Source organism: Domibacillus tundrae (assembly GCF_000970675.1).
GTDB lineage: Bacteria > Bacillota > Bacilli > Bacillales > Domibacillaceae > Domibacillus > Domibacillus tundrae.
This window is the reverse complement of record NZ_LAJA01000004.1, coordinates 90,261-113,114: the sequence shown is the minus strand read 5'-3', so window position 1 is coordinate 113,114 and position 22,854 is coordinate 90,261. Positions and strand designations below refer to the sequence as shown.

22 protein-coding genes are annotated in these 22,854 nt (G+C 43.5%); 2 read left to right on the top strand and 20 right to left on the bottom strand.

The features are described from left to right. Nucleotides 1–527: 527 nt before the first annotated feature. The 10 genes from VQ00_RS17675 to VQ00_RS05920 all read right to left on the bottom strand — a co-directional run bounded on the left by VQ00_RS17675 (nucleotide 528) and on the right by VQ00_RS05920 (nucleotide 8,806). Nucleotides 528–1,571 carry a hypothetical protein gene (locus VQ00_RS17675; protein WP_052728372.1) on the bottom strand — a complete coding sequence of 348 codons (1,044 nt, stop codon included), beginning with the start codon at nucleotides 1,569–1,571 and terminating at the stop codon, nucleotides 528–530. A gap of 441 nt (nucleotides 1,572–2,012) precedes the next feature. Then, complete coding sequence (locus VQ00_RS05960; protein WP_046179241.1) at nucleotides 2,013–2,225, bottom strand: hypothetical protein; 213 nt, start codon at nucleotides 2,223–2,225, stop codon at nucleotides 2,013–2,015. Nucleotides 2,226–2,231: 6 nt separating this feature from the next. Further along, nucleotides 2,232–2,765 carry an HK97 family phage prohead protease gene (locus tag VQ00_RS05955; RefSeq protein ID WP_046179240.1) on the bottom strand — a complete coding sequence of 178 codons (534 nt, stop codon included), beginning with the start codon at nucleotides 2,763–2,765 and terminating at the stop codon, nucleotides 2,232–2,234. Then, nucleotides 2,762–3,292 carry a hypothetical protein gene (locus VQ00_RS05950; protein ID WP_046179239.1) on the bottom strand — a complete coding sequence of 177 codons (531 nt, stop codon included), beginning with the start codon at nucleotides 3,290–3,292 and terminating at the stop codon, nucleotides 2,762–2,764. Before VQ00_RS05950 ends, VQ00_RS05955 begins: the two co-directional genes overlap by 4 nt. A 29-nt stretch (nucleotides 3,293–3,321) precedes the next feature. After that, the gene (locus tag VQ00_RS05945; protein ID WP_046179238.1) at nucleotides 3,322–4,164 is read right to left on the bottom strand and encodes a hypothetical protein; all 843 of its coding nucleotides are present in this window, start codon (nucleotides 4,162–4,164) and stop codon (nucleotides 3,322–3,324) included. 376 nt (nucleotides 4,165–4,540) lie between these two features. Further along, nucleotides 4,541–7,243 (bottom strand): phage NrS-1 polymerase family protein, encoded by a 2,703-nt coding sequence (locus VQ00_RS17670; protein ID WP_052728371.1) that lies wholly within the window; start codon nucleotides 7,241–7,243, stop codon nucleotides 4,541–4,543. Nucleotides 7,244–7,505: 262 nt separating this feature from the next. Then, nucleotides 7,506–7,718 (bottom strand): YozE family protein, encoded by a 213-nt coding sequence (locus VQ00_RS05935; RefSeq protein WP_046179237.1) that lies wholly within the window; start codon nucleotides 7,716–7,718, stop codon nucleotides 7,506–7,508. After that, complete coding sequence (locus VQ00_RS05930) at nucleotides 7,715–8,170, bottom strand: hypothetical protein (RefSeq protein ID WP_046179236.1); 456 nt, start codon at nucleotides 8,168–8,170, stop codon at nucleotides 7,715–7,717. The genes VQ00_RS05935 and VQ00_RS05930 overlap by 4 nt, the downstream gene beginning before the upstream one ends. 70 nt (nucleotides 8,171–8,240) lie before the next feature. Continuing rightward, nucleotides 8,241–8,573, bottom strand: a complete 333-nt coding sequence (locus tag VQ00_RS05925; protein ID WP_052728369.1) for a helix-turn-helix transcriptional regulator — start codon at nucleotides 8,571–8,573, stop codon at nucleotides 8,241–8,243. Continuing rightward, entirely contained in the window at nucleotides 8,573–8,806 is a 234-nt protein-coding gene (locus VQ00_RS05920; protein ID WP_245618059.1) for a helix-turn-helix domain-containing protein, read from the bottom strand. The genes VQ00_RS05925 and VQ00_RS05920 overlap by 1 nt, the downstream gene beginning before the upstream one ends. Nucleotides 8,807–9,003: 197 nt before the next feature. Here VQ00_RS05920 and VQ00_RS05915 point away from each other — a divergent pair, with 197 nt between their 5' ends. Together VQ00_RS05915 and VQ00_RS05910 are read left to right on the top strand one after the other, a co-directional pair. After that, nucleotides 9,004–9,615 carry a helix-turn-helix domain-containing protein gene (locus VQ00_RS05915; RefSeq protein ID WP_046179234.1) on the top strand — a complete coding sequence of 204 codons (612 nt, stop codon included), beginning with the start codon at nucleotides 9,004–9,006 and terminating at the stop codon, nucleotides 9,613–9,615. 32 nt (nucleotides 9,616–9,647) lie between these two features. After that, nucleotides 9,648–10,811 (top strand): site-specific integrase, encoded by a 1,164-nt coding sequence (locus VQ00_RS05910; RefSeq protein ID WP_046179233.1) that lies wholly within the window; start codon nucleotides 9,648–9,650, stop codon nucleotides 10,809–10,811. 223 nt (nucleotides 10,812–11,034) lie between these two features. On the opposite strand, the gene VQ00_RS05905 is transcribed toward VQ00_RS05910, so the two are convergent. The 10 genes from VQ00_RS05905 to VQ00_RS05860 all read right to left on the bottom strand — a co-directional run bounded on the left by VQ00_RS05905 (nucleotide 11,035) and on the right by VQ00_RS05860 (nucleotide 22,837). Further along, entirely contained in the window at nucleotides 11,035–11,280 is a 246-nt protein-coding gene (locus VQ00_RS05905) for a DUF3243 domain-containing protein (protein WP_046179232.1), read from the bottom strand. 58 nt (nucleotides 11,281–11,338) lie between these two features. After that, nucleotides 11,339–12,061, bottom strand: coding sequence for an elongation factor P 5-aminopentanone reductase (gene ymfI, locus VQ00_RS05900; RefSeq protein ID WP_046179231.1), 723 nt, complete (start codon nucleotides 12,059–12,061; stop codon nucleotides 11,339–11,341). Next, the gene (gene yfmH, locus VQ00_RS05895; protein ID WP_046179230.1) at nucleotides 12,062–13,357 is read right to left on the bottom strand and encodes an EF-P 5-aminopentanol modification-associated protein YfmH; all 1,296 of its coding nucleotides are present in this window, start codon (nucleotides 13,355–13,357) and stop codon (nucleotides 12,062–12,064) included. Further along, nucleotides 13,357–14,634, bottom strand: a complete 1,278-nt coding sequence (gene yfmF, locus VQ00_RS05890) for an EF-P 5-aminopentanol modification-associated protein YfmF (RefSeq protein ID WP_046179229.1) — start codon at nucleotides 14,632–14,634, stop codon at nucleotides 13,357–13,359. The genes yfmH and yfmF overlap by 1 nt, the downstream gene beginning before the upstream one ends. 112 nt (nucleotides 14,635–14,746) lie before the next feature. After that, a complete protein-coding gene (locus VQ00_RS05885) occupies nucleotides 14,747–15,706 on the bottom strand; it encodes an ABC transporter permease (RefSeq protein ID WP_046179228.1) in 960 nt (319 codons plus the stop codon). Continuing rightward, a complete protein-coding gene (locus VQ00_RS05880) occupies nucleotides 15,707–16,756 on the bottom strand; it encodes an ABC transporter permease (protein ID WP_046179227.1) in 1,050 nt (349 codons plus the stop codon). It abuts the gene before it with no gap. Next, a complete protein-coding gene (locus VQ00_RS05875) occupies nucleotides 16,749–18,275 on the bottom strand; it encodes an ABC transporter ATP-binding protein (protein WP_046179226.1) in 1,527 nt (508 codons plus the stop codon). The genes VQ00_RS05880 and VQ00_RS05875 overlap by 8 nt, the downstream gene beginning before the upstream one ends. A gap of 155 nt (nucleotides 18,276–18,430) precedes the next feature. Continuing rightward, on the bottom strand, nucleotides 18,431–19,519 hold the full coding sequence (locus tag VQ00_RS05870) for a BMP family lipoprotein (RefSeq protein ID WP_046179225.1): 1,089 nt from the start codon (nucleotides 19,517–19,519) through the stop codon (nucleotides 18,431–18,433). 46 nt (nucleotides 19,520–19,565) lie between these two features. Next, nucleotides 19,566–20,291 carry a GntR family transcriptional regulator gene (locus VQ00_RS05865; RefSeq protein ID WP_046179224.1) on the bottom strand — a complete coding sequence of 242 codons (726 nt, stop codon included), beginning with the start codon at nucleotides 20,289–20,291 and terminating at the stop codon, nucleotides 19,566–19,568. Between the two features lie 263 nt (nucleotides 20,292–20,554). Then, nucleotides 20,555–22,837: an FtsK/SpoIIIE family DNA translocase gene (locus VQ00_RS05860; protein ID WP_046179223.1), complete on the bottom strand. Its 2,283-nt coding sequence runs from the start codon at nucleotides 22,835–22,837 to the stop codon at nucleotides 20,555–20,557. Between the last annotated feature and the right edge of the window lie 17 nt (nucleotides 22,838–22,854).

Sequence of the window (22,854 nt, the reverse complement as noted above, 5' to 3'; positions counted from 1 at the left end):
TGTCGGTTGAAGATCTCAAAGATTTTCTTTATTAAAGGCATCGGCACTTCCACTTTTGACAGCTCCTCAATGAGCTTGCCATTCCAGTCATAGTTATATACACCGGACGCTTTTTCTTCATTTTTCTTCTCACTCTTTCTTTGCTTTTCCCTCACGCGTCTGTTGCACTTGGTCAAAGATACCTCTTTCCGACAGCTACTCCTCCACATCTTTTCGGACATACGGCGGGATCTTAACTTTTTTCTCTTCCATGTGGACCATCCCTCTCTTTTATACGTAATATTCCCAATTAAACACGAAAAAGAAGCGGTTGTACAAATTTGAGGTCTGATTTAAAAACGAGCACAAAAAAGACCGGCCGTTGCCAGTCACAATATCCCCCTTTTAAATCCTACTGTTCAGACAACCATTGAAGCAAAAACTTTTCTGTTTCTTTTGGGAGGAACCTAATTAAATAGAAAAAGACAGAACATCAAATGTACTGTCTTTAGGAATCACTAATTGCTATTTCTGGTTTAATTTTTTCATCAAATAAAGATATTAAGAGTATTGTCAAAAACTAAGGGTTTATTGAAGGTCAAAGCCGTTTCCATAAAAGCACTCGCTATTTTTTCCTGTTTTTTAGCCCCTAGTTCTCTCCATTTAATCGGAGATACCACAAAGTTCTCCACATGACTAATTACTATATTGGAAATTATTATTGCCTGCTCCTCCGGCTCTTTAGCAACAATTTGTTTTTTTATAAACTCAAATTTGAATTTATCGTTTTTATAATAACTAAGTAAAACAAAAGTTTTTCCATTCTGCGGGAATATAGTTACAAACAGAGGCGCCAATGGCACATTTAATTTCCCATAATCGTTTATTCTATTTCCAAGCAAATCATTTTCTATATTGCATACCGCGGATACAGCCAAATGATATTCTTTATCGAACACTATACACTCCGTTTGTATCTTAAAATAACGCCCATTTTCTAAATTAATATTCATCGCTGCTCGTTGTTTTTCAAAGGCTTTAACGGCTTCATTGGTACCCGACATATGGCTATCAAACATAGAAGTCATGAATTCTACATGTTCTTTACCAGGGGGGCTTCCATCGTCGAAGAGCTTGCTTAAACTACTGTAATCCCCATTTTCTAAAAATCCTAAGCTCTTTCTTGAAATCTCAGCAGTCGATTTTTTAGCATGATACTCTTTAGCCAAAGCTCGATAAGCAAATAGAAATTCCTGTTCTTTATTACCAGGAACATACTCGGTATATTCAATTGGCCTAAACAAGTCGCTATCATGTTTGCCACAAAAACCGGTAAATGTAGTGGCTTTCTTTCTCCCTTGTGGTTTCATAGTTGTTTTCAAATCCAAAGAATTATTTAATTCTGGTCCAAACATTAAAACATTTCCATCTTCCGAAATATAATTTAAAATTCTATTATTTTGAATGGAATGAGCTTTAATTATCTCTTTACTACAGTCACTATTTTCGTGAAAGCAACCTTTCCAGAGAGATTGATTTTTAAGTTTTGAAAACCCTGCAAAAAAATCTTGTTTAACTTTCTCACTATCCATGAATTACCTCCGAGTTGCTTAATAGGGGGAATCTTAAAGGTCATTCTTTCTATGAGTTTCCTTAATAGTAATTATATCATGATAGTACTAGAATTCTGCACAAATCGTATTTAGATCAGCTTAGATTAAGACTTTTCCACTTGGAGCATGTGGCGATTGAGCAGAGGATTTTTTTCTTTTATAAGCTACTTTTTTATACAGAGCATAATTCACTGTAAGAACAGGGTCGTTTATATTCTGAGCATCAATATAAAACAGCCCGCATTAGTTTTATTTTTAATTAATTTTAAAAACTTTTAGCCATTTTTCGATTGTATAAATCATGCATAAAGGGTGTATAAACTCAACGCCCCCCTTTCATGAAAAATTTATCCGCGTTGCAAACGAAGGGCCTCCTCCGGTCCTCTGAAAAATTATTGAAAATTTCCGAGGGCAGGGGGGCTATTCCCCCAACACCTCCTTTAAATCTGAGAGACTTTTTTTGCTACTTTCTACAATTTCGAGTCTTGTTTTTATGTCCTCAAGAATTGCAACGTGGTGATAAAATTCCTTTGTCCCTTCTGGCGTTGTATCATTTCTTAAGTTTTCTATCTTTTGTGACGAAACTCTGGCTTGTTCAGCAAATATCTCTTTCGCCTCTTCAGCTATCCTCATACCAGCTCACCCCCTTCCCATGCGCCAATCAATGCCCGCTAATCTTGGATCATGGCCATTCGTTGTGGTAAACGTATTATGGTTAGCTGGATGATCACAGACGCATATTTCAAAGATAAGGATCTCTGTGTATTCATTGACCTTCACAGTTGCATGCTCCCATCCTAATGCACGTGTTAACTGTGCTGCTTGTTGTTCCTTCTCTATTATCTGTCGGCTCTTGTAAGTGAAAGAAAGGCTGCAGTGTTTTAGCTCACCTCTTCTTATACGCGCATGTGTCCGTCGCGCCCGGTCAGTCATGCAATGGATGCGGAAGTATACACCGGTATCATTCACCACAATGTCCAGCGTCCCTTTGTCACTGCGTCCTATCTCTTCACAGTAGTCATGCTGGACTGTTGCGCCAATGATTGTATCCAGCTGAATGACTGAACGATCTGGTATTAGCTGTACCTCGTACTGTTCGCCGGTAATGTCAGTGCTTGCCTCCACATAAGAATCATGAAGAGGCATTGCCCTGCCATAGATATACCTGGTCATTCAGGTACCTTATGAATCAACAGATTGTCAATCAGGATTCCCGTTTCAAATCCAGCATTCAATGTGCCTGGCATCCCAATACGTCTTGCTGCATCATTGTATACACTGTTTTGATTGCAGTAGTTGCGATGGAGCTTCACTAGCTCCTGCATCCCTTTCAGCAGCTCCCGACGTTGATCCTCCAGCTTCTTAGCTAGATCAACAGCCTGTTGTTTATACAAAGCAGCATTTGTTTCATACTGTTCCATCTGCTGCAAATAACAGCGGCGAATCACTGGGTTATTCTGTTCATTTGCCAATAGGGCAATCTGTTCTTTCCTGCGTGCAGTACGGACAGACACTTCTTTTATTTGTTCATTGATTGTATCCAGTCGTTGATCATCTCCCTTGATTAGTGCAAGGCGATAATCTTCCTGCAAGCCTTTTAGTTTGTCGTCATCAAGTGCATCTTGATTTGCTGAAGTTTCACGCAATAGATTTACACGTTTACGCTCTTCCTCGATTTGCTGATGGATAGTTTTTGCCATGGTCATGGCCTCCTTTTAAAATATGGGTTTCACACAACTGTGGAACGAAACAGCTTAATCAGTTCAGCTACATTGTCAGTCGAAACATCATCACGTTGCCGGTATGCATGGTAAGCGGCATACGCTTTCTGATTTTTGACTTTCTCTTGTTCTTCCTCTTCTCGTTGAAGTTCTGGAAACAATCTTACTACCAAGCTTTCTATGTTTGGATCCTCCAGACCGTGCTCGAAATAATTTCTGAAGCGCACACTGGCGAACGGTGGAAGACGAGACAATATAGATTGCCAACGCTTCGCCTTTGCCTTATAACTCTTAATCAGACGATCATACGCATCTTTCTCGTCAATAATCTCCAATGCTTTGCTTTCTGTATTGACTCCATGCCGACAAATACCGACCGGATCCTCATAATCCGTATAAGTCGAACTAAAGTCGTATAGTGAATTAAAGTAATCAGTGCGATTCGCTTCCAAGGCAGCTGCTTTAGCTGCCGATCCAGCTAAATGATGCAGGTCCCACATATAATGGCGTTTGTCTTGCTCTTCCTGCGGCTGCTTCTTATAAGCGGTCTTGCTCACTTTTGCCACTATTTCAGCGCTTCGCTTTTGATAAAGCTCATACATCATCCGCGCAAACCGGTTCATATCTAAATCCCAGTTAATCAACAGCTGATATGATCCGCCGCATACAGCCGTCATGATCCCCAGCACTTTCGCTTTTAGGCTACCGCTAAATATGCCTTCTACTGTGTGCGTGTGTTCAGATCCACAGTATGGACATGCTCTCACCAGCAATTCTGTCAGCCCAGTATGAAAGTCTGGCGGCTTTGCAATTTCGGCGGTAGCCGTTAAAGCCGGTTTAGCTCTGTCCATACTCCCCCATCTCCCTTTTCTAAGTACTATCCGAATAGTTTACGAGTAGAAAAGTTACCAAAGTTCCAAGCGGGTAACCTAAATTTTTTTTTGCGGTAACCTACTGAAAACCTTGATACACCAACGTTCTAAGAACTTAAAAAACCAAAGTTACCAAGTTACCAGTTTTCTAGTGAATATACTTATATACGAAACACGTATTAGATTTTTATAAAGTCCACATGGATAGAAAACCTTTCACGATATATATAATATTTAAGGTAACTTTGGTAACTTTGGTAACTTTATATAGAAAACCCTTGATACATAAGTTTTTTGAAGAGTTACCAGTTTTTCAAAAAGAAATTTCCACTGGTAACTATGGTTACCTTTTTAGTTATTCCAGCACGCTAAAATCATCTTCTGTTGAATTGGTTTCATGTTTGCTGAAATCGAATCCAGAAGATCCTAAAATTTCGGTATTAACAAGAACAATACGCATCATTCTGCCGGCAACCTTGACTGGTTTATAATCAACCGGCTTTCCATCCCTTGTGGATCTAACCGTCATGCCCCGATTCATCCACTCCTGCCTGATCATCTTCTCATCCGCCCCAAGCATTTCTTTCAAGTAAGCCGGCGTAAAACCAATAGTCCCTTTGTAAAAAACTGCTTTTGTTTTTACACGTGGCTCATAGTCATAAAAAATAGCATTCCGGTCTGCATCCAAGTCGGTTAGAAGCGTGTTCATCCACTGCTTTGGCTTGTCCAGGGATTCATTCTCTTCTGCCATATCCTGAAAGACCTGGTCAAAAGCATGACCGTCTATACGGACATTGAGTGCCTTTGTCATCACAGCGGCAGCAAAGACCACAGCAGCAAAGTGGCGGGCGATCCGGCTTAATACATCATTGTCACCCGCTAATTCGCGGTAATGGCTTTCCACGGATTTAAACTGCTTTTTCAGCGTGATCTTATTCGCCTGCCAGTACGCCAAAAATACAAGCCCTGCATGGCCATAATGGTTTTCCATTCCGTCCTCATCACATATGAGGCTTCGCTCTTCCGATGTCAGTTCCGGCTCAAACGGACGGCCAACAATACTGATCGCCCTGGCAGTCGCTCCGCCGCCTTTAGCAAACTCTAAAATCGAATGTTCCCCGTTTGAAAGAAGGATGTTACGCCAGGTATATTCTTTCTGCATACCTCGGATAGATGCCCTCCCTTTTGAGCGCCCGCCGCTGAAATTGTAGACAATGGTTTCCATCCAGATCGGATTGGCTTTTTTCGTGTCATCGAATATAGCCGGGAAGTTTTGCAGATATGCTGCCTTGCGTTCTACCGCGTTTGCGGTGGCGTTGAATTCATTCACCAGCTGCCGGCTTCCCCATACCGATGCACATGCTCTGAGCAGGACCGACTTTCCTTGTGACGTAACCGCTGAATTATCGACAATAATCGGATCAAGTCCTAAATCAGATAGGATCACGGAAGCAAAAGATGAAGAAAGCATGAACATGGCGCGGGGATGCTTTTTAATTGGCTCCAGTACATTCTGCTTCCACATCTCAAGGCTGCCTTTTGGCTGGAACGCATCAAGCAATTGCTGGTCCGCTCCTGCATCACCCTGATCGATAACCTCAAAGCCGTTTTCTTTGGCGGTTGCCGGGTGGACAAAACCGCCGCCTGCTGCATAGCCTAAGCGATCTACCGCCTGCTCTTGTGGAATCTGATTCCTTCCGATAAAGGCACTGAAATAGTCCACGAAATACTTGGCGTTGTTATCGTTTACGTTCATGCCGCCGTCTGACAGCTTCACCAGCTCCCGCTTGGTGGCAAGCCATGAAGCCGGAACCGTCCGCTTTCTTGTTCTATCCTTGCTTTTCCATGCAATCTCATAAAAAAGGCTGTCAGTTTCATAATTAAAAAAGGAGCGGGTAACAGTCGGCACACAATAAGCGATATGGTGCTGCACTTCTTCAATCTTTTCGCCGCGCCGCTTGTATTCGACACGGTAAAGTTCGTCCCTTATCACACGGAAAGGCTCTGGAATATGCACCAGCCGGGCGCTCTCACCTCCCTTTTCATCATTAAAGTCTAAGTGAGGCGGATCTTTCAGCACTTCCTGTGCCCCCTTAAATGCCTCTCTGATCGTTCTTACCTGATAGTCAGTCCGTTTCCGCCATTTATCACGCTGGGATAAAGCCGATTGCTCAAACATAGCTTTCATGCGTGGTACATTCATCAGAGTGAAGCGGGCTAGATAATTCATAAGTGCTTGGTCCGCGCTACTGTCATCGCCGTCGTAAAATCGTTCTGTAGCGGTTCCATCATGCAACGCCCGGATCACATCACCTTTACGCTGTCCGATCTGCGCCGGAAAACGGTTATTGGCGATTATGAGCTCCAAACAGCCAAACATCGTCTTCCAGAGCTGTGCGTCTGGCACATCATCAATCGGCTGCGGATCTCTCTCTTTCTCCCAGGCTTCTACATCCACAGAAGAAGCTTCACTTTGAGCTTGTCCGAAATAAGTCTCTAACAGCCCCGTGAGCGTTTCTTCTGCTACGTCGTGTATTTCATCCATTCCGCCAAAAACATGCCCTGTGAAGGTGAAGAAGCGGTTATGTGTGTAGATTTCCTTGCCGCTCTTCTTCCTGCCTTTCTCCATATGAAGCGGCGTCCTGAAGATCACATGCAGGCCGGATCCGCTTGGCGATAATTCGGTATAGCTTAAACTGTGGACCATATCAGCAAACCGTGCTGCCTGCTCGTCCTCATGGCTCATCTGGCCGTCTTTTACAACGCCATCTATATCAATGCCAGCGTATTCGTTGTCAGATGAAAACACGAATCCGATTCCATCAAACCTGCCGCCGTTGTATGCGATCTGGACCGCTTCAAAAGAAGTCCATGTTTCCGGCTTGTCTACGGATGCATTGCGCCCATTTATCTGCTTTAAAACTTTCGTCCATTTGTTTCCGTTAGGCTGGTATCTCCACAGTACCCAGCTGTTTAGTTTCCTTAATTCAGCTGGGATCCGCTCAAATCGCGGCCGAAGCGGATCCGGCTTCTCTATTCCCTCTCTTAAGGCTGCCATGATTGCAGCACCTCCTGTGACGCGAACCCTAGACATGTGGCCGTTTCAACCCTGTTTGTGGCACAATATAGATATCGAAAAAAGTTTACATGTCCGGGATTCGCTGAATAATGCGAATCCTTTTTTCTTTGGTGTAGGTAATTATGGAATAGCCTCCCTGACCGTCCCGATTTTCTTATTGATTGGGGGGCCCTTTCTTTTTAAGCTTTTTTCTGATAAGATGTTAGTGAGATATTAAAGCATCCGCATTGCTGTGCGGGTGTTATTTTTTTTGCTCTTTTTGATACGCTGCCCAGGCATTATAGGCAGTTGTCATAACTGCTGGCATAGCGTGGCGATTATTCAGATAAGCCTTTAGCTGTCTCCATGTATCAAGCTGATGTGGAAACTCTAAATCTCTTCTAATATCGCGAGCCAGATCACCGCGCGGGCTGTCTTTTTGTGTGTACGTTAGAATCCAAGATTTGAATGTCATCCTACTTTCACCTCTTCCTTTTCCTTATCCACCCAGCCGGGCAATAAGCCGCAGGCAAAGCAGAATGCTGAATATTGATCCATATTTAAATTACCTTTTGACTGTCCTTTTTCGAAAGACTGCCACCAATTTGCGGTACGCCCAACGACCTGACCTGCATCGTATTCTGATAGTCCCGCAAACACCCTGGCTTCAAAATACGTTAAACAAGCAGGATTACCTTGCTCTCCAATAAGAGATAAAAACTTTTCCGTCCCACTTACGAACGCTTCAAATAATTTACACGCTGCTTCTTCGCTTTCCGCCTGCATCCGGTTCACTTTGCATAACCCACCTGAAGGTGTAAATTCTTCAAGATCAACAACGTAAACCGCCCCAATTTTATCCGCGTGAGCCGTGTAACGACGGCTATCTACCGTGATTTTCTCTAATCGATTTTGATTTTCACTCATCACTCACTACTCCTCATTGTTAGTTTTATCCCGTGTTGCCCGGTGGAGTGCTTTTCAAGAGAGCTTCCTTTTATTCCGCTTTAGTCATAAGAATTTTTTTTGCTACGTTCTTTGACGCTCTCGCATGCCCTCCATGATCTTCAATCACTTCCTTAACCCATTTTTCTAAATAGGCATCTACTTCTTTTTTCGGAAAGAGCATTTTCACACCTACACGAATCACTGGAAACTCTGGATCGCTTAGGAAAAGATCATAAACTGTGGTGTTGCTTACTTTTGTATAGCGACATAGATCTTTGAAGGTTAAGAAAAATGCCGTTTTCTCGATCTCATCTAAACGACGCTTTAATTCAGCTTCGTACACTGCTTTCAACTTTTCGTCATCAATAGATATTTCAAGCATTACTTTTCACTCCTTTTATCTTTCAGTTTTTTTTCTTTAATGATGAAAATATCATCAAAGCTTAATTCCAAACCGTCGCATATCTTTTTAGCCGTATTCGCTCGAGGCGATTGCTTGCCATTTGAGACTCGGTTGAATGTCGACTCAGTTAAACCACATTGACGGGCAAAAGCTCGTTTAGAAAAACCCATCTTCAAGATCATTTGACTAAATTCCTCGATGTTTCTTAGCATAATCAATTTTATACACCCCTTTCTATTCCGAAAACTAACAAAATGATTATTTTGATTAACATGCTGGTTATTTAAAATACTAGACTCAGCATAATATCGATTATATTGGTTGTCAAGTCATTTTGATTAGTTCATTGGTTATTTTGATTAGTTATGATATTATTGTATAAATTAAGAAGAAAAAAGGAGATACGGATATGGGTTTAATTCATTGCAATTTAAGGGTTTTAATGGCTGAGCGAGGACTTAATATTCAAAAAGTGAAAGATCAAACTACTTTATCTAGAACTACTATTTCAAATCTATACAATAACCTTGGCTCAGGAATTCAGTACGGTACGCTACTTGAATTATGCGAACTACTAAAATGCCAGCCTGGTGATCTGCTTACCTATGTTGACATTGATGCAAACTTTGAACTATTAACTGAAAATCCGCTCCTTGACGTAGAAGAAGATATTCACGTCGTGGACGAGGAAGGTAACGGAATTGAATATGTTTCGTCTATGAAAACCGAACTGTCTATTCGGTGCAAACTTAGATATGAGGGAGATACGCACGAAATTAATTTTCAAGCGGAAATAAAATATGGAATAAACGAAAAGAAAGAAATTGAAAGCCTGGACGTCGGAATATCCCCGCATTTCGAATACAAATTATATGAGTTAAAATTGCTTCCGTATGTTGAGGGCTATATTAGTGACGAACTAGATAACTTTTTAATTAACTGGGGTCATGATTCGTTTTATGGAGAAGAAATTGAAGGAATATCATCCGTAAGCATTCATCATTACACCCTTTTAAAGTGAGCAAAACGACTAATTGAAAGGATTGATCCGCAGTGGCATACATCTATCAAACAAAAACCGGCAAGTGGGGCTATACTGTCAGCTTAGGGATTGATCCAGTTACGATGAAACAGCGGCAAAAAACAAAATCTACTTTCAAAAACGAAAAGGAAGCGATCCGGGCCGCTGCTCTTTTGGAGAAACAATATGAGGATGGAGAGCTTCAATCGGAATCACGAAAGAAGCTCTTCCCTTTCATTGTGGAGTTCCTGGACTGGTATGGCCGTCATGCGAAAGAGTCCAGTGTGGTTGTTCGGCAAATGTGCCTGGACCGCTTATGTGAAGGATGGGATAACCTACAGCTACGCCAGGTTACAAAGAAAATGTATCAGGACCGGATTTACACGCTGTCTGAGCAGTACAGCAAAAGTTATCTGACCAACATACATACAAGCGCCCGTATACTGTTTCAGCGGGCTGTTGAAATGGAGTTGGTAAAGAAAGACCCGACGGAAGGCGTAAAGCTTCCAAACAAGGAGAAACAGGCGTTAGATGATGGGGACGAAGACGAGAGACTGAATTATTTGGAAAAAGACGAATTGATTGAGTTTCTGCAGCTGGCGAAAAAGGACGGCCTTAAATACGATTATCTGTTTTTTACACTCCTGGCCTATTCGGGTATGCGGATCGGTGAGATGCTGGCGCTGAAATGGGCCGATGTGGATTTTGAAGAAAATACGATTAAGATTAGCAAGACGATCTTCTTCCACAATTGTAATACGAAAAACTTTAAGCTGCTGCCGCCAAAAACAAAAAGCTCCAAGCGGATGCTGCGGATGGATGACGGGGTTATGTCCCTTCTCAAAAAGCACAAGGCGGCTCAAAATGAGCACCGGCTGCGCTACAGAGAGTATTATGAGGACATGAATTTTGTTTTTGCCAGGGAAGATGGTTATCCGATGATGACCTGGCTTGTCAGTAACCGGCTCAGGAGGCTTCTAAAAAAGTCCAACATACACAAGCAGATCACGCCGCACGGCTTCCGGCATACGCACACATCCCTTTTGATTGAGGCAGGTGTCGGTGTGAAGGAGATCCAGCAGCGGCTTGGCCATTCCGACTACAAGACAACGATGAACATCTATGCCCACATGACAAAGAACATGGAAGAAAAGGCAGCAGAAAAATTCAGCGCATTTATGCAGAATTTGCTTTAAAACGAGCCGCTTTTCCCGCTGTAAATTTCTTCCCTATGAGTTTTTTATGAGTTTTTGCCTTTTTAACATAAGTTATAAACGCCATAAACCCTTTTATACCAATGAATTAGGGTCATTATGTCGATTTGATCCACTTAATAAAGGATATTATGTATTTTTAAAAGCAGAAGTGAAAAGAAAACCCTTCCCAGCATCAAACGGCCGGGAAGGGTCCATACTTACATTATTTTTGAACGAGCTTCATCATGCATGACGCCAGTGCTTTTTGTTCAGATTCGCTTGCAACAGACCACAAATCTGACAGCACTCGTTCTTGTTCGTTCTTCGGATCCACATTGGCATGCAGATAATCGCCGATTTCAAACGCCAGCTTGTTGACCGCTTCTTCTGGCATCCCGCGATGTGCCGCGTTATCCATTTTGTTCCCTAAAAACCGTTTCCAATCTTGCCAGTTGTCGAGTACAGACATATGAGGCATCCTCCTTTTCAAGTAAGAATCCTCTTTAGTGTGTACTCAACACGTGAAATTATGCGTACCATCCACCATTTACCGACAGTGTATGCCCGGTAATATATCCTGCTTCATTTGATGTTAAAAACAAAGCAGCAGCCGCAATTTCATCCGGCAAAGCAAAGCGACCCAGCGGGATATCTGCGGCAATCTCTTTCTGTTCTTCTTCAGAAAACCCCTTATTCATGGGTGTGTCGACCGCGCCTGGTGCAATTGTATTTACACGAATACCGGACGGACCCAGCTCTTTGGCAAGCGCTTTGGCAAAGGCAATTTGCGCGCCTTTAACAGCTGAATAAACGGACTCACAGGAAGCGCCGGTTTCTCCCCAAATGGAAGAAATAAACGTAATGGAGGTGCGCTGCTTCGTTAACAAAGCCGGTATCAGTTCCCTCGATAAAATCATCGGTGCTTTCACATGAACGAGCCAGAGCGCCTCCATTTCCTCGTCAGACACGTCTTGCAGCATGCCATATTGATTCATTCCAGCGGAAAAAATAAGCGCTGTTGCTGATTTGGATGCATCGATAATTCGCTGTACTTCTTCCCGATCCGTTAAATCAGCTTGAACGAGCGTTACTTCTTGGCCTGCACGTCGAATTGCTTCCGCTGTCTCACACGCTGCTTCTTCATTCCGGCTGTAGTGGAGAATAATATCCCAGCCTGATGACGCCATTTTTAGCGCAATGACGCGGCCGATGCCGCCTGATGCTCCAGTAATTAACGCCGTCTTTTTCATTTAAGCCGTTTCTTTCGGCAAAACAAAACAAGAGGAAAAACGATTTTCATCGATCATTTCTTTCGCAAATGCCGCCACATCTTCAAGCGCCATCTTTTCAAGAACAGGAACTATTTCAAACAAATTTAAACCGTTAAATTGATAGCGGGTAAACTGATTGGCGATAAATTCAGGTGAGTTAAACGCCCGCAGCGTTGTACCGATTTTTTTCTTGCGTGCGCGTTCGAACGCTTCTTTTGTTAAATGACCGCCTTCTTTCGCATCGAGAAGCTGTGTTTGAATGCGTTGCGCTAATTGCTCGGGATTGTCAGTATCTCCACCCACAAGGGCAAAACCAAAGCCGCGCTCACCTGTGTAGTCAAAGCCAAATGTATCGTCGATCAATCCGGAGTTATACGCTTCCTCGTAAAATTTGGCTGTTTTTCCAAATAACATTTCAAGCAAAAGACCAGCCGCTAGTTCTTCACGCAGCTTATCCCTTCCTGAGCGGTCCGATGATGGCATTTTAAAGCCAACTTCACATTTTGGCGTGTTGACACTCATGCGGATCTCATTATGCTCCAGCGCTGCTTTTTCCGGCTCTTCCGGAAAGCGCCGTTCAACCGGAACAGGTTCCGGAAATGACTTTTTCGACTGGTTTTCCTTAACAAGCTGCATCATCCCATCTGGGTCGGTCGGACCGACGATAAACAGCGTCATATTCACGGGATGATAAAACGTGTTATAGCATGTGTACAGGTGATCTTTCGTAATTTCAGCAATCGATTCGACGGTACCGGCGATATCAATTTTTACAGGATGATGCTTATATAAATTTTCGATTAATCCAAAGTAAACACGCCAGTCCGGGTTATCATCATACATCCGAATTTCCTGTCCAATAATCCCTTTTTCTTTTTCAACTGTCTGCTCGGTAAAATAAGGAGCCTGCACGAAATCAAGCAGCGTTTCCGTATTTTCTTTTATATTGGATGTTGCTGAAAATAAATAAGCTGTCCGTGTAAAAGACGTAAACGCATTGGCAGATGCACCTTGGCTGCTGAATTTTTGAAACACATCACCATCTTCTTTTTCAAACATTTTATGTTCAAGAAAATGAGCGATACCATCCGGCACGTGAATAAAGTCTGATTCCCCATTCGGAATAAACTCATTATCAATGGATCCGTAGTTCGTTGTAAACGTGACGTACGTTTTGTTAAAGCCTTTTTTCGGCAAAATATAGACGTTTAGCCCGTTATCAAGCTGTTCATGATAAACCGTTTCATTCATTTGATCAAAAACAGTTTTTCCCATTAGATTTCCTCCTTACCCGACAAAAAGTACACCGTATCAACAGAAATAGTTTGTGCCGCCGCGGCTGCTTGTTCTTTCGTCACGGCGTCAATGTCTTTCAGCCACTGTTCGATTGGGCGATTCGTATCCGATGCAATGTTATGATAAAGCACTTCGACCATTCCCCGCGCTGTATCCGCCGATTCCTGCAGCTGATTTTTTAAGAGCGCTTTTGTTTGGTTCATCTCAAGGTCTGAAATATTGCCTTTTTTCATTTCATCAAGCTGCTCATTCATAATTTGAACCGTTTTATCATAATTTTTTTGATCAATGCCGGCAAGCATCATGACAAAGCCCTTATGACTGTCTAAGCGGCTGGCAGCATAATACGCCAGGCTTTCTTTTTCACGCACATTCATAAATAATTTCGAATGGGCGAAAGCCCCTAAAATGCCATTGCTTACCTGCATGGCGACAAATTGCGGATCATTATACGTAATCGTTGTACGGCAGCCAATGTTTAACTTGCCTTGATTAATATCCTGCGTTTCACGAATGACCTGCACTTCTTTTGAGCCTGCTCCCGTTTCTGTTTGCGTCGTGACGGCCAATCTGTCTGAAAACGGCAGGTGCTCGTTAATTTTCTTAACCGCTTCCTGTGCGTTTACATCGCCGATAACAAAAATATCAATCACATCTTCTGCAAGCGCTTTTTGGTAATACGCATATAAAGAAGACGAATCAATTGGCTCCACTTTTTCTAAAAGACCACCCGCAGGCAGGGCATACGGATCTTCTTTATACATTTCTTCAACAAGCTTAAGCGATGCATAACGTGTTTTATCGTCGTAAATAGACCGAATCCGCTGCTGAAGGCTTCTTTTTTCCTGCTGCACCGTTTTTTCTGGAAAAAGACCTTCTTTTAAATTTGGCCGGAACAAAACGTCCGCTAAAAGAGCAAGTGCCCGGTCAAATAAATCATTTTCCCCATGCAAATAATGTTCATTGGCTGTTTCCATCGTAAACGTGAGCACATGCTCATTGCCTTTTTTTGCCGAATCCGCAAAGAAAAGCGCTCCGTACAGTTCATCCAGCGCAGTGCGAAAAGCGGCAGCTGATGGTGCATGTTCTGTTCCCGACTGCAAAACGTGTGGCAAGAGCGCCCGCATCGTCACCGTTTCTTTTTGGAGCGGCGCCCTCATTTTGATCATAATCGTATTTGTTTTGTATTTTTCTGTTTCAATGACGTGGATGCTGTATCCTGATGCATTGAACGTCTGTTCATGTGTCGCTTCCATCGAATTCCTCCTCTAAATCCAGCTGTTGCACATCTCTTTCTAGTATATCTTCACTATACAGGACCATTCACAAAATGAAAAAGAAAAAGAATCCCGCTCTCAGCGGGATTCTTTATCTGTTGCCTTTAATGTATGGTGTGCCTGATGCTTTCGGTGCATCGGCACGGCCGATAAAGCCGGCAAGAGCTAAAATCGTCAGTACGTAAGGCGCAATAAGCAAGTAAACAGCTGGGATGCTGTCCAAAAACGGAATGCTTGAACCGACGATGCTGAGGCTTTGCGCAAATCCGAAGAAAATGGCCGCACCCATGGCGCCAAGCGGATGCCATTTACCGAAAATCATCGCAGCCAGCGCCATAAATCCCTGGCCGGTAATCGTGGCATGGCTGAAATCAAGAGAGATGGACTGCGCATAAACCGCGCCGCCAAGACCGCCAAGCAAGCCGGAAATAAAGACGGCAATGTAGCGGGTTTTTGCTACGTTGACACCCATCGTATCTGCTGCCATCGGGTGCTCTCCGACAGAACGAAGCCGCAGTCCAAATGGCGTTTTGTATAAAACGAACCATGAAACAAAGGCGATAATAAATGCCCAAATGGTCGGAGTCGCGATACCGCTGAAGAAAATATCACCGATAACCGGAATATCACTCAAGATCGGAATATCTTTTTTAATAAAACGGCTGTCAATCATGTCGGTCTGACCTTTATCATAAATTAATTTGACGAGGAAAAGCGACAAACCGAGTGCTAAAAAGTTAATCGCCACCCCGCTGACAACTTGATCTGCACGAAACGCGATGGATGCAACACCATGCAGAAGAGATAATAAACCGCCGGCAAGCATCGCAGCAAGAAGGGCAACCCAAGGCGTTGCACTGCCAAATGTCGTATCGAATGTTAAGTTAAATACGATCGCTGTGAACGCGCCAATGATCATCAATCCTTCCAAACCGATATTGACAACACCGGACTTTTCAGAAAACACGCCGCCCAGCGCTGTGAAAATAAGCGGTGTGGCTGCAAATAAGGACGAAGAAACGATCAACGCAATAATCGTTAACGTATCCATTTATTTCGCCTCCTTCTTTTTGAAGCGGCTAAGAAGCCAAGTAATCATATAGCTTGATGCCACAAAGAAAATAATAAGCGCGATGACAATTTCAACAAGTTCATTCGGTACACCGGATTCAATTGGCATATTTAGCGAGCCGACTTTTAACGCACCGAACAGCAAAGCTGCAAGGACGACTCCAATAGCTGTATTCCCGCCAAGAAGCGCCACCGCGATTCCGTCAAAACCGATGCCGGAGAAGCCGGAATTGATAAACATGTTGCCGAATGTGCCAAGCCCCTGCATCGACCCGCCGATTCCTGCGAATGCGCCGGAAATGACCATCGATAAAATAATGTTCCGATTGACGTTCATTCCCGCATACTCTGACGCATGCTGATTATATCCAACCGCGCGAAGTTCGTAGCCGAGCGTCGTTTTTTCAAGCATAAACCACATAATAATGGCCGCAATGACTGCTAAATAAATACCGTTATGAAGAGAAGAAAAGTCCGTTATATTTTCAAGAAATGGCGACCGGAGACTAGCTGTTTCATTGACAACGTCTGTCGCATCCGATCCGTCACTGATGACATTCCGGATAAAATGATTCGTCACATGAAGTGCTGTATAGTTCATCATGATGGTCACAATTACTTCATGAACACGAAGGCGCGCCTTTAAGAAGCCGGGAATGAATCCCCATAGTGCTCCTGCTAAGGCACCTGCCGAAATAGCCAATGGCAGATGAATGACTTTTGGGAGGTCCACAAACGCAACACCGACCCATACGGAAGCAAGCCAGCCGACAAGAAGCTGTCCTTCCACCCCAATATTAAACAGGCCCGTCCGGAATGCAAACGCGACAGCAAGACCTGCAAAAATGTACGGCGTCATTTGCCGCAGGGTTTCCCCAGTATAAAATGAATCACCGAACGCACCGTTCCAGAGCGCCATATAGCCTGCAGCCGGATTGTTTCCGCTCGCAATCATAATAATTGCTCCGGCTAATAAGCCGAGCAGAACGGAAATAACGGGAACGGCCAATACAGTCCATTTTTTAGACACGTTCACCCGCTCCTTTCTTTGATCCTGCCATAAGCAGGCCGAGTTCTTGTTCAGTCGTTTCTTTCGGATCGACAACGGCCACGATCTGCCCTTCATAAATAACGGCAATTCGGTCCGATACATTCATAATTTCATCCAATTCAAATGAGAGAAGCAACACTGCCTTGCCTTTATCACGCTGCTCAATAAGACGGCGATGAATAAACTCAATCGCTCCGACGTCCAGTCCACGAGTCGGCTGCGCAGCAATTAATAAATCAGGATCACGATCTACTTCACGTCCGATAATCGCTTTTTGCTGGTTCCCGCCTGAAAGAGCCCGGGCCAGCGTCGTTTCAGATGGTGTTCGCACATCGAACTCTTCAATAAGTGTGTTCGCTTTTTTGTACACTTCTTTGTAATTCATAATGCCCGCTTTGGAGAACGGTTTTTGATAATACGTCTGAAGGACCATATTTACGCCAATAGGGTAGTCCAAAACCAATCCATGTTTATGACGATCCTGCGGAATATGAGCCACACCGGATTCTGCCACTTTCCGCGGCTTATAAGACGTAATGTTTTTCCCGTTCAGCGTAACGGCTCCACTCGAAACTTTTCTGAGTCCTGTAATCGCTTCAATAAGCTCCGTCTGTCCATTGCCGTCGACACCGCAAATACCGACAATTTCTCCTGCACGCACATTAAGGTCAAGATCGCGTACCGCTTGAACACCGCGGGAATCATTCACAGAAAGACCACGTATTTCTAGTACATTTTGTTCCGGAACAGCATCTGCTTTTTCCGTTGTAAATGTGACATCGCGGCCGACCATTAAGCTTGCTAAATGATTCGGGTTCGTTTCTGACACATTCACCGTGCCAATTCCTTTTCCTTTGCGAATAACGGTAACGCGATCGCACACTTCCATAATTTCTTTTAATTTATGCGTAATTAAAATAATCGATTTCCCTTCTTTAATAAGCGCGCGCATTATTTGAATTAATTCTTTTATTTCCTGCGGCGTTAAAACAGCAGTCGGTTCATCAAAAATAAGAATTTCGGCCCCGCGGTACAACGTTTTTAAAATTTCGACACGTTGCTGCATACCCACGGAAATATCAGCAATTTTCGCCGTAGGATCAACAGCAAGCCCGTATTGCTCCGAAAGCTCACGTACTTTTTGCTCAGCCTGCTTCATATTCACAGTGCCGAATTTTTTCGGTTCATTGCCAAGAACGATATTTTCCGTCACCGTAAACGTATCAACGAGCATAAAGTGCTGATGCACCATCCCAATGCCTAAATCGTTTGCTTTGTTCGGGTTCGTAATAAGCACGTTTTGTCCATTGACTCGGATTTCGCCTGCTTCCGGCTGGTAAAGACCAAAAAGGACGTTCATTAATGTTGATTTTCCGGCTCCATTTTCACCGAGAAGGGCATGAATTTCTCCTTTGGCGAGTTGCAGCGTAATGTCATCATTTGCAACAAATCCGTTAAATTCTTTCCGAATGCCCAGCATTTCAATTACATAGTCCACGTTTCTCACTCCTTTATAAAAGTGTTTATGCTCCTGTAGGATGTCTGACCTTATAAACAAAAAAATTTTAAAAATCAAGGCAGTACAGTTTCCCTGCACTCCCGTCATTTTTAAAAACAGATGCCGGCCTGCAAACCGGCATCCTATTATATTAATTAATTTTTGCCTGGTACAGTTGGCACTTCCACTTCACCATTTTTAATTTTTGTAGTCCATTCTTCAACTGCTGCAATTGATTCTTCTGACAAATTATCTTGTGTTGGTGCAATGCTGACACCTTCCGCTTCAAGACCATACTCAATTACTTCGCCGCCAGGGAATTCGTCGTTCATCGCTTTTGTCGCAACATCTTGTACAGCAAGGTCAACACGTTTAACCATTGATGTCAACGTTACGTTCATTTCTTCGCCGTTTACTGTTACTTTTCCTTCTTCTGACTGGTCACGGTCAACACCGATAACCCATACTTCTTTTTCCGGAGCTGTTTCTTTTAAGCTTTTCGCTTCTGCAAATACACCATTTCCTGTGCCGCCAGCTGCATGATAAATAATATCAATGCCAGAAGAGTACATAGCTGATGCCATTTGCTGGCCTTTGTCCGCTTTATCGAACGCACCTGCAAACTCAATTGTTACATCCGCATCTGGATTAACGGCTTTAACACCTGCTTCAAAACCGCCCGCGAATTTGTTGATCAAGTCACTTTCAATCCCGCCGATAAAGCCGATTTTGTTTGATTTTGTTTGAAGACCTGCTACCACACCAACAAGGAATGAGCCTTCATGTTCTTTAAACGTAATGCTTGTTACATTATCAAGCCCCTCAACGACGTCATCGACGATTGCAAACTGGCTTTCTGTCCGTTGTTTTGCCACTTCTTCAATGGCCGGTTTTAGCTTGTATCCAATTCCATATGTTAAATCAAATTCGTTTCGTACCGCTGTGTTTAAGTTTGTTTTATAATCGGCATCACTTTTTGATTGAATGTAGTCGTAGCCGTCTGTTCCTTTTTTGAGCCCATTTTCTTCACCGAACGCCTGCAGTCCTTCCCAGGCAGATTGGTTGAATGACTTATCGTCAACGCCGCCGACATCTGTTACCATTGCAACGGTGAACTTGTCCGTTTCTTCGCCGCTGCCGCCATTGTCAGTTGCTTCTTCCTCTGCCCCGCCGCCACAAGCACCTAAAATCGTGCCTGCTGCCAGAACCATGGACATCACAAAACCAAATTTACGTTTTTCCATTTATTTACGCCCCCTACAAATAGTTTAATTAACGTGAATGCTTGTCCTACATACGTCTGCGCAATACGTGAAAACTGAACTTGTCCGCACGGAAATAATTCATAGAGTATAGTACAGGAACATCTTCCATCGTGTAGTGAAGCTGTTTGAGCGCAAGGAGTGCTGTTTCGGGTTCACACTCAAGAATCGGTGACACTTTTTCATGCCAGCCGTACGGCTTAATATCAGCGACGGCATGAGAAATGAGGTGTACTGCCTGTTCATCGAATAAAGTGAACAACGACTCCTGTCCAGCATCAAACTGCCCTGGGAATAACGCTTTTGGTATTTTATCAATACAATACACAACAGGTGCTCCGTTAGCAGTACGAACCCGCTCAATGACCATCAGTTCCGCGTCCGGCGCACACGTTAGTCGGCGTGCATCCTCCTCAGTCGCCTGCATCACAGCGGACGAAAGAAAGATGGTGCCCGGTTCCATACCTGCATTTACAATCATGTCCGTGACACTGATCAATTGTTCAATTCCAGACATAAATAATGGCTTGGAATGAACAAAAGTGCCGACACCGTGGCGCCTAATTATCACATTTTCTTCTTCGAGTATACGGAGCGCTTCTCGAAGTGTCGCGCGACTCACACCGAGCTGTTTTGCGAGTTCAAATTCAGAAGGAAGCTTTTCTTTTTCTTTGTAGACTCCTTCTTCGATGTCTTTTTTCAGCCGGTCAATTACTTGTAGGTATAAATGTCGGTTATCCTGCTTTATGGACATGGACTCATCACCACCTTTTCATTTCATTCGTATGAGACATCAGACCTCTGAGGTTTAACATTTACGCTAATTTCATTTAACATATCATTTTTTTAAATAATTGAAAAGATAATATTTGATCGAAAAAACAATCAATTAATTAAATATTCTCCTTTCCGTATCATTATACAACTAAAACAATAAAATGGTTGAAATCGCTTACCTATAGATGAACAAGCTGCAAAAAAATTTCCAAAAAAAAGAACAGCACGAAGCTGTTCTTTTTACATTGACTCATCAGATGGTTTTGGAATGAGGACGGTCCGTGGCTTGCTACCTTCATATGGACCAATCACACCTTTCATTTCCATCTCATCGATTAAACGTGCTGCCCGGCTATAGCCAATTCGGAAGCGCCGCTGCAGCATCGATACGGATGCTGTCTGCATTTCTGAAATAAGCTGAACGGCGTCGTCATATAGTTCATCTTCTGACTGGCCAGTCGTTTCTGGAATGTCATCCGGAATCATCTCTTCCTGATATTGCGCTTTTTGCTGCGAGATAACAAAATTAACGACGTCCTCTACTTCTTCATCAGACAAAAAGGCCCCCTGCACCCGAACCGGTTTTACAGCCCCCGAAGGATAAAACAACATATCTCCACGGCCAAGCAATTTCTCAGCTCCACCCATGTCAAGAATCGTCCGGGAATCTGTTGCAGATGAAACAGAAAACGCGATACGCGACGGAATATTCGCTTTAATGATCCCTGTAATGACATCAACGGATGGCCGCTGCGTCGCAATGATCAAATGGATACCGGCCGCACGGGCCATTTGGGCAAGCCGTGTAATTGAATCTTCCACGTCACTTGATGCAACCATCATTAAGTCCGCCAGCTCGTCCACAATAACAACAATGTACGGCAAATGCGGCTGCTTTTCACCTGTTTCATTATTATGTTTTGTCACGTGTCCATTGTAGCCTTCAATGTTGCGCGTCCCTGTATGAGAAAATAAATCATACCGCCGCTCCATTTCCCCCACAACTTTTTTCAATGCCTGTGATGCTTTCTTTGGATCGGTTACAACAGGGGCCAACAGGTGGGGAATACCGTTATAGACATTTAGCTCCACCATCTTCGGATCAATCATCATCATTTTGACTTCATGCGGTTTGGCCCGCATTAAAATACTTGTAATAATACCATTAATACACACACTTTTTCCGCTTCCGGTCGCACCGGCAACAAGTAAATGCGGCATTTTATTCAGCTCGGCTGAGATTGCTTCGCCGGTAATGTCACGCCCGAGCGCTGCCAGCAGCTTCGATTCCTTTTTCTCATTCTGTTTTGCTTCAATTACTTCACGGAAGCTGACCATCGCCACCTCGGCATTCGGCACTTCAATCCCGATGGCAGATTTTCCCGGTATCGGCGCTTCCATACGAATATCTTTTGCTGCCAATGCCAGCGCGAGGTCATCGGTCAATCCAACAATTTTGCTTACTTTTACACCTGTATCAGGAAGTACCTCATATTTCGTTACAGCCGGTCCAAGGTGAATTTGTGTCACTTTCGCTTTCACTCCAAAGCTCTGGAAAGTTTTTTCGAGCTTTTGAGCATTTTTTTGAATGTGTTTTTTTTCATTGCTTTGATCCGCTTGCTGCGGCTTTTGTAAAATGGAAGAAGGCGGCAGCTGATAGTCTGTATTCTCTTCTTCTGTAAAGGATAAAACAGCTGGCTCTGTTTCTTTCGCTGCTTCCGTTTCCTTTTTTTTCGGTGCTGCAGCCGGTTCATCTTTATATGCTTTTTCAGCAAAGCTTGAAATGACAGGTACGGGTTCAGGTGATATCACGTCTTCTTGAAAATCGGGCGCTGGTTCCATCATCGCTGCCGTTTTTTCTTTGTCAGGCTGCTCTCGTTTTTTTTCTTCTTTTCGCTCTGACCATCGTTCTTTTAATTGCTGCCATGATTCGTTCAGTTTTTCACCTGACAACATCATGGCATGAACAGCTTTTTCAATAAGTGGCTTTCCACCAATCAGGGCAATGCCTGCAGCAAACAGCATAAGCATGAAAATCCATGTACCCGGGCGGCCGAAAAGGAAAAAAAACAAGTGAAACAACGACCCGCCAATCATTCCGCCTCCAACGTCTGCATCCTGAATACCTGAAATGCTTCCTTTATAAAGCAGCCACGTTTCAGCAGTGTAATTCGTTCCTTCTGACGGATTAACAAATAACCGGATATGCAGAAACACAAGCAGACTCGCAATAATAAATAGTAGTCCGGCTATCTTGTGTTTCCAAATAGGCGGCTGCTCTCTTTTGACGATCATATAAAGCGCCATGCCAGCAAGTCCGAGCAGACCAATCACATAAAGGGTGCCAAAGAAAAAAGAAGCCGCTCCTTTTATGATTTCCCCCGCTGCTCCAGTACCGACAAGACCGATCGCACTAAGAGCGAGCAAAAGTGCCCCAGCTCCTTGAATTTTCAGCGAGTCGATTCGTTTTTTTTCTTTATTTGTCCGGCGCCGGACCGGTTGTTTTCGTTTTTTTTGTGCCACGTCGTTCACCCTAACCT

Excerpts from the sequence above, each read along its gene's own strand:
- VQ00_RS05960 (WP_046179241.1), bottom strand. The coding sequence starts at position 2,225 with ATGAGGATAGCTGAAGAGGCGAAAGAGATATTTGCTGAACAAGCCAGA.
- VQ00_RS17670 (WP_052728371.1), bottom strand. The coding sequence starts at position 7,243 with ATGGCAGCCTTAAGAGAGGGAATAGAGAAGCCGGATCCGCTTCGGCCG.
- VQ00_RS05885 (WP_046179228.1), bottom strand. The coding sequence starts at position 15,706 with ATGGATACGTTAACGATTATTGCGTTGATCGTTTCTTCGTCCTTATTT.
- VQ00_RS05865 (WP_046179224.1), bottom strand. The coding sequence starts at position 20,291 with ATGTCCATAAAGCAGGATAACCGACATTTATACCTACAAGTAATTGAC.
- VQ00_RS05945 (WP_046179238.1), bottom strand. The coding sequence starts at position 4,164 with ATGGACAGAGCTAAACCGGCTTTAACGGCTACCGCCGAAATTGCAAAG.
- VQ00_RS05955 (WP_046179240.1), bottom strand. The coding sequence starts at position 2,765 with ATGACCAGGTATATCTATGGCAGGGCAATGCCTCTTCATGATTCTTAT.
- ymfI (WP_046179231.1), bottom strand. The coding sequence starts at position 12,061 with ATGAAAAAGACGGCGTTAATTACTGGAGCATCAGGCGGCATCGGCCGC.
- VQ00_RS05930 (WP_046179236.1), bottom strand. The coding sequence starts at position 8,170 with ATGAGTGAAAATCAAAATCGATTAGAGAAAATCACGGTAGATAGCCGT.
- VQ00_RS05925 (WP_052728369.1), bottom strand. The coding sequence starts at position 8,573 with ATGCTTGAAATATCTATTGATGACGAAAAGTTGAAAGCAGTGTACGAA.
- VQ00_RS05870 (WP_046179225.1), bottom strand. The coding sequence starts at position 19,519 with ATGGAAAAACGTAAATTTGGTTTTGTGATGTCCATGGTTCTGGCAGCA.
- VQ00_RS05935 (WP_046179237.1), bottom strand. The coding sequence starts at position 7,718 with ATGACATTCAAATCTTGGATTCTAACGTACACACAAAAAGACAGCCCG.
- yfmH (WP_046179230.1), bottom strand. The coding sequence starts at position 13,357 with ATGGGAAAAACTGTTTTTGATCAAATGAATGAAACGGTTTATCATGAA.
- VQ00_RS05915 (WP_046179234.1), top strand. The coding sequence starts at position 9,004 with ATGGGTTTAATTCATTGCAATTTAAGGGTTTTAATGGCTGAGCGAGGA.
- VQ00_RS05950 (WP_046179239.1), bottom strand. The coding sequence starts at position 3,292 with ATGGCAAAAACTATCCATCAGCAAATCGAGGAAGAGCGTAAACGTGTA.
- VQ00_RS17675 (WP_052728372.1), bottom strand. The coding sequence starts at position 1,571 with ATGGATAGTGAGAAAGTTAAACAAGATTTTTTTGCAGGGTTTTCAAAA.
- yfmF (WP_046179229.1), bottom strand. The coding sequence starts at position 14,634 with ATGGAAGCGACACATGAACAGACGTTCAATGCATCAGGATACAGCATC.
- VQ00_RS05920 (WP_245618059.1), bottom strand. The coding sequence starts at position 8,806 with ATGCTAAGAAACATCGAGGAATTTAGTCAAATGATCTTGAAGATGGGT.
- VQ00_RS05905 (WP_046179232.1), bottom strand. The coding sequence starts at position 11,280 with ATGTCTGTACTCGACAACTGGCAAGATTGGAAACGGTTTTTAGGGAAC.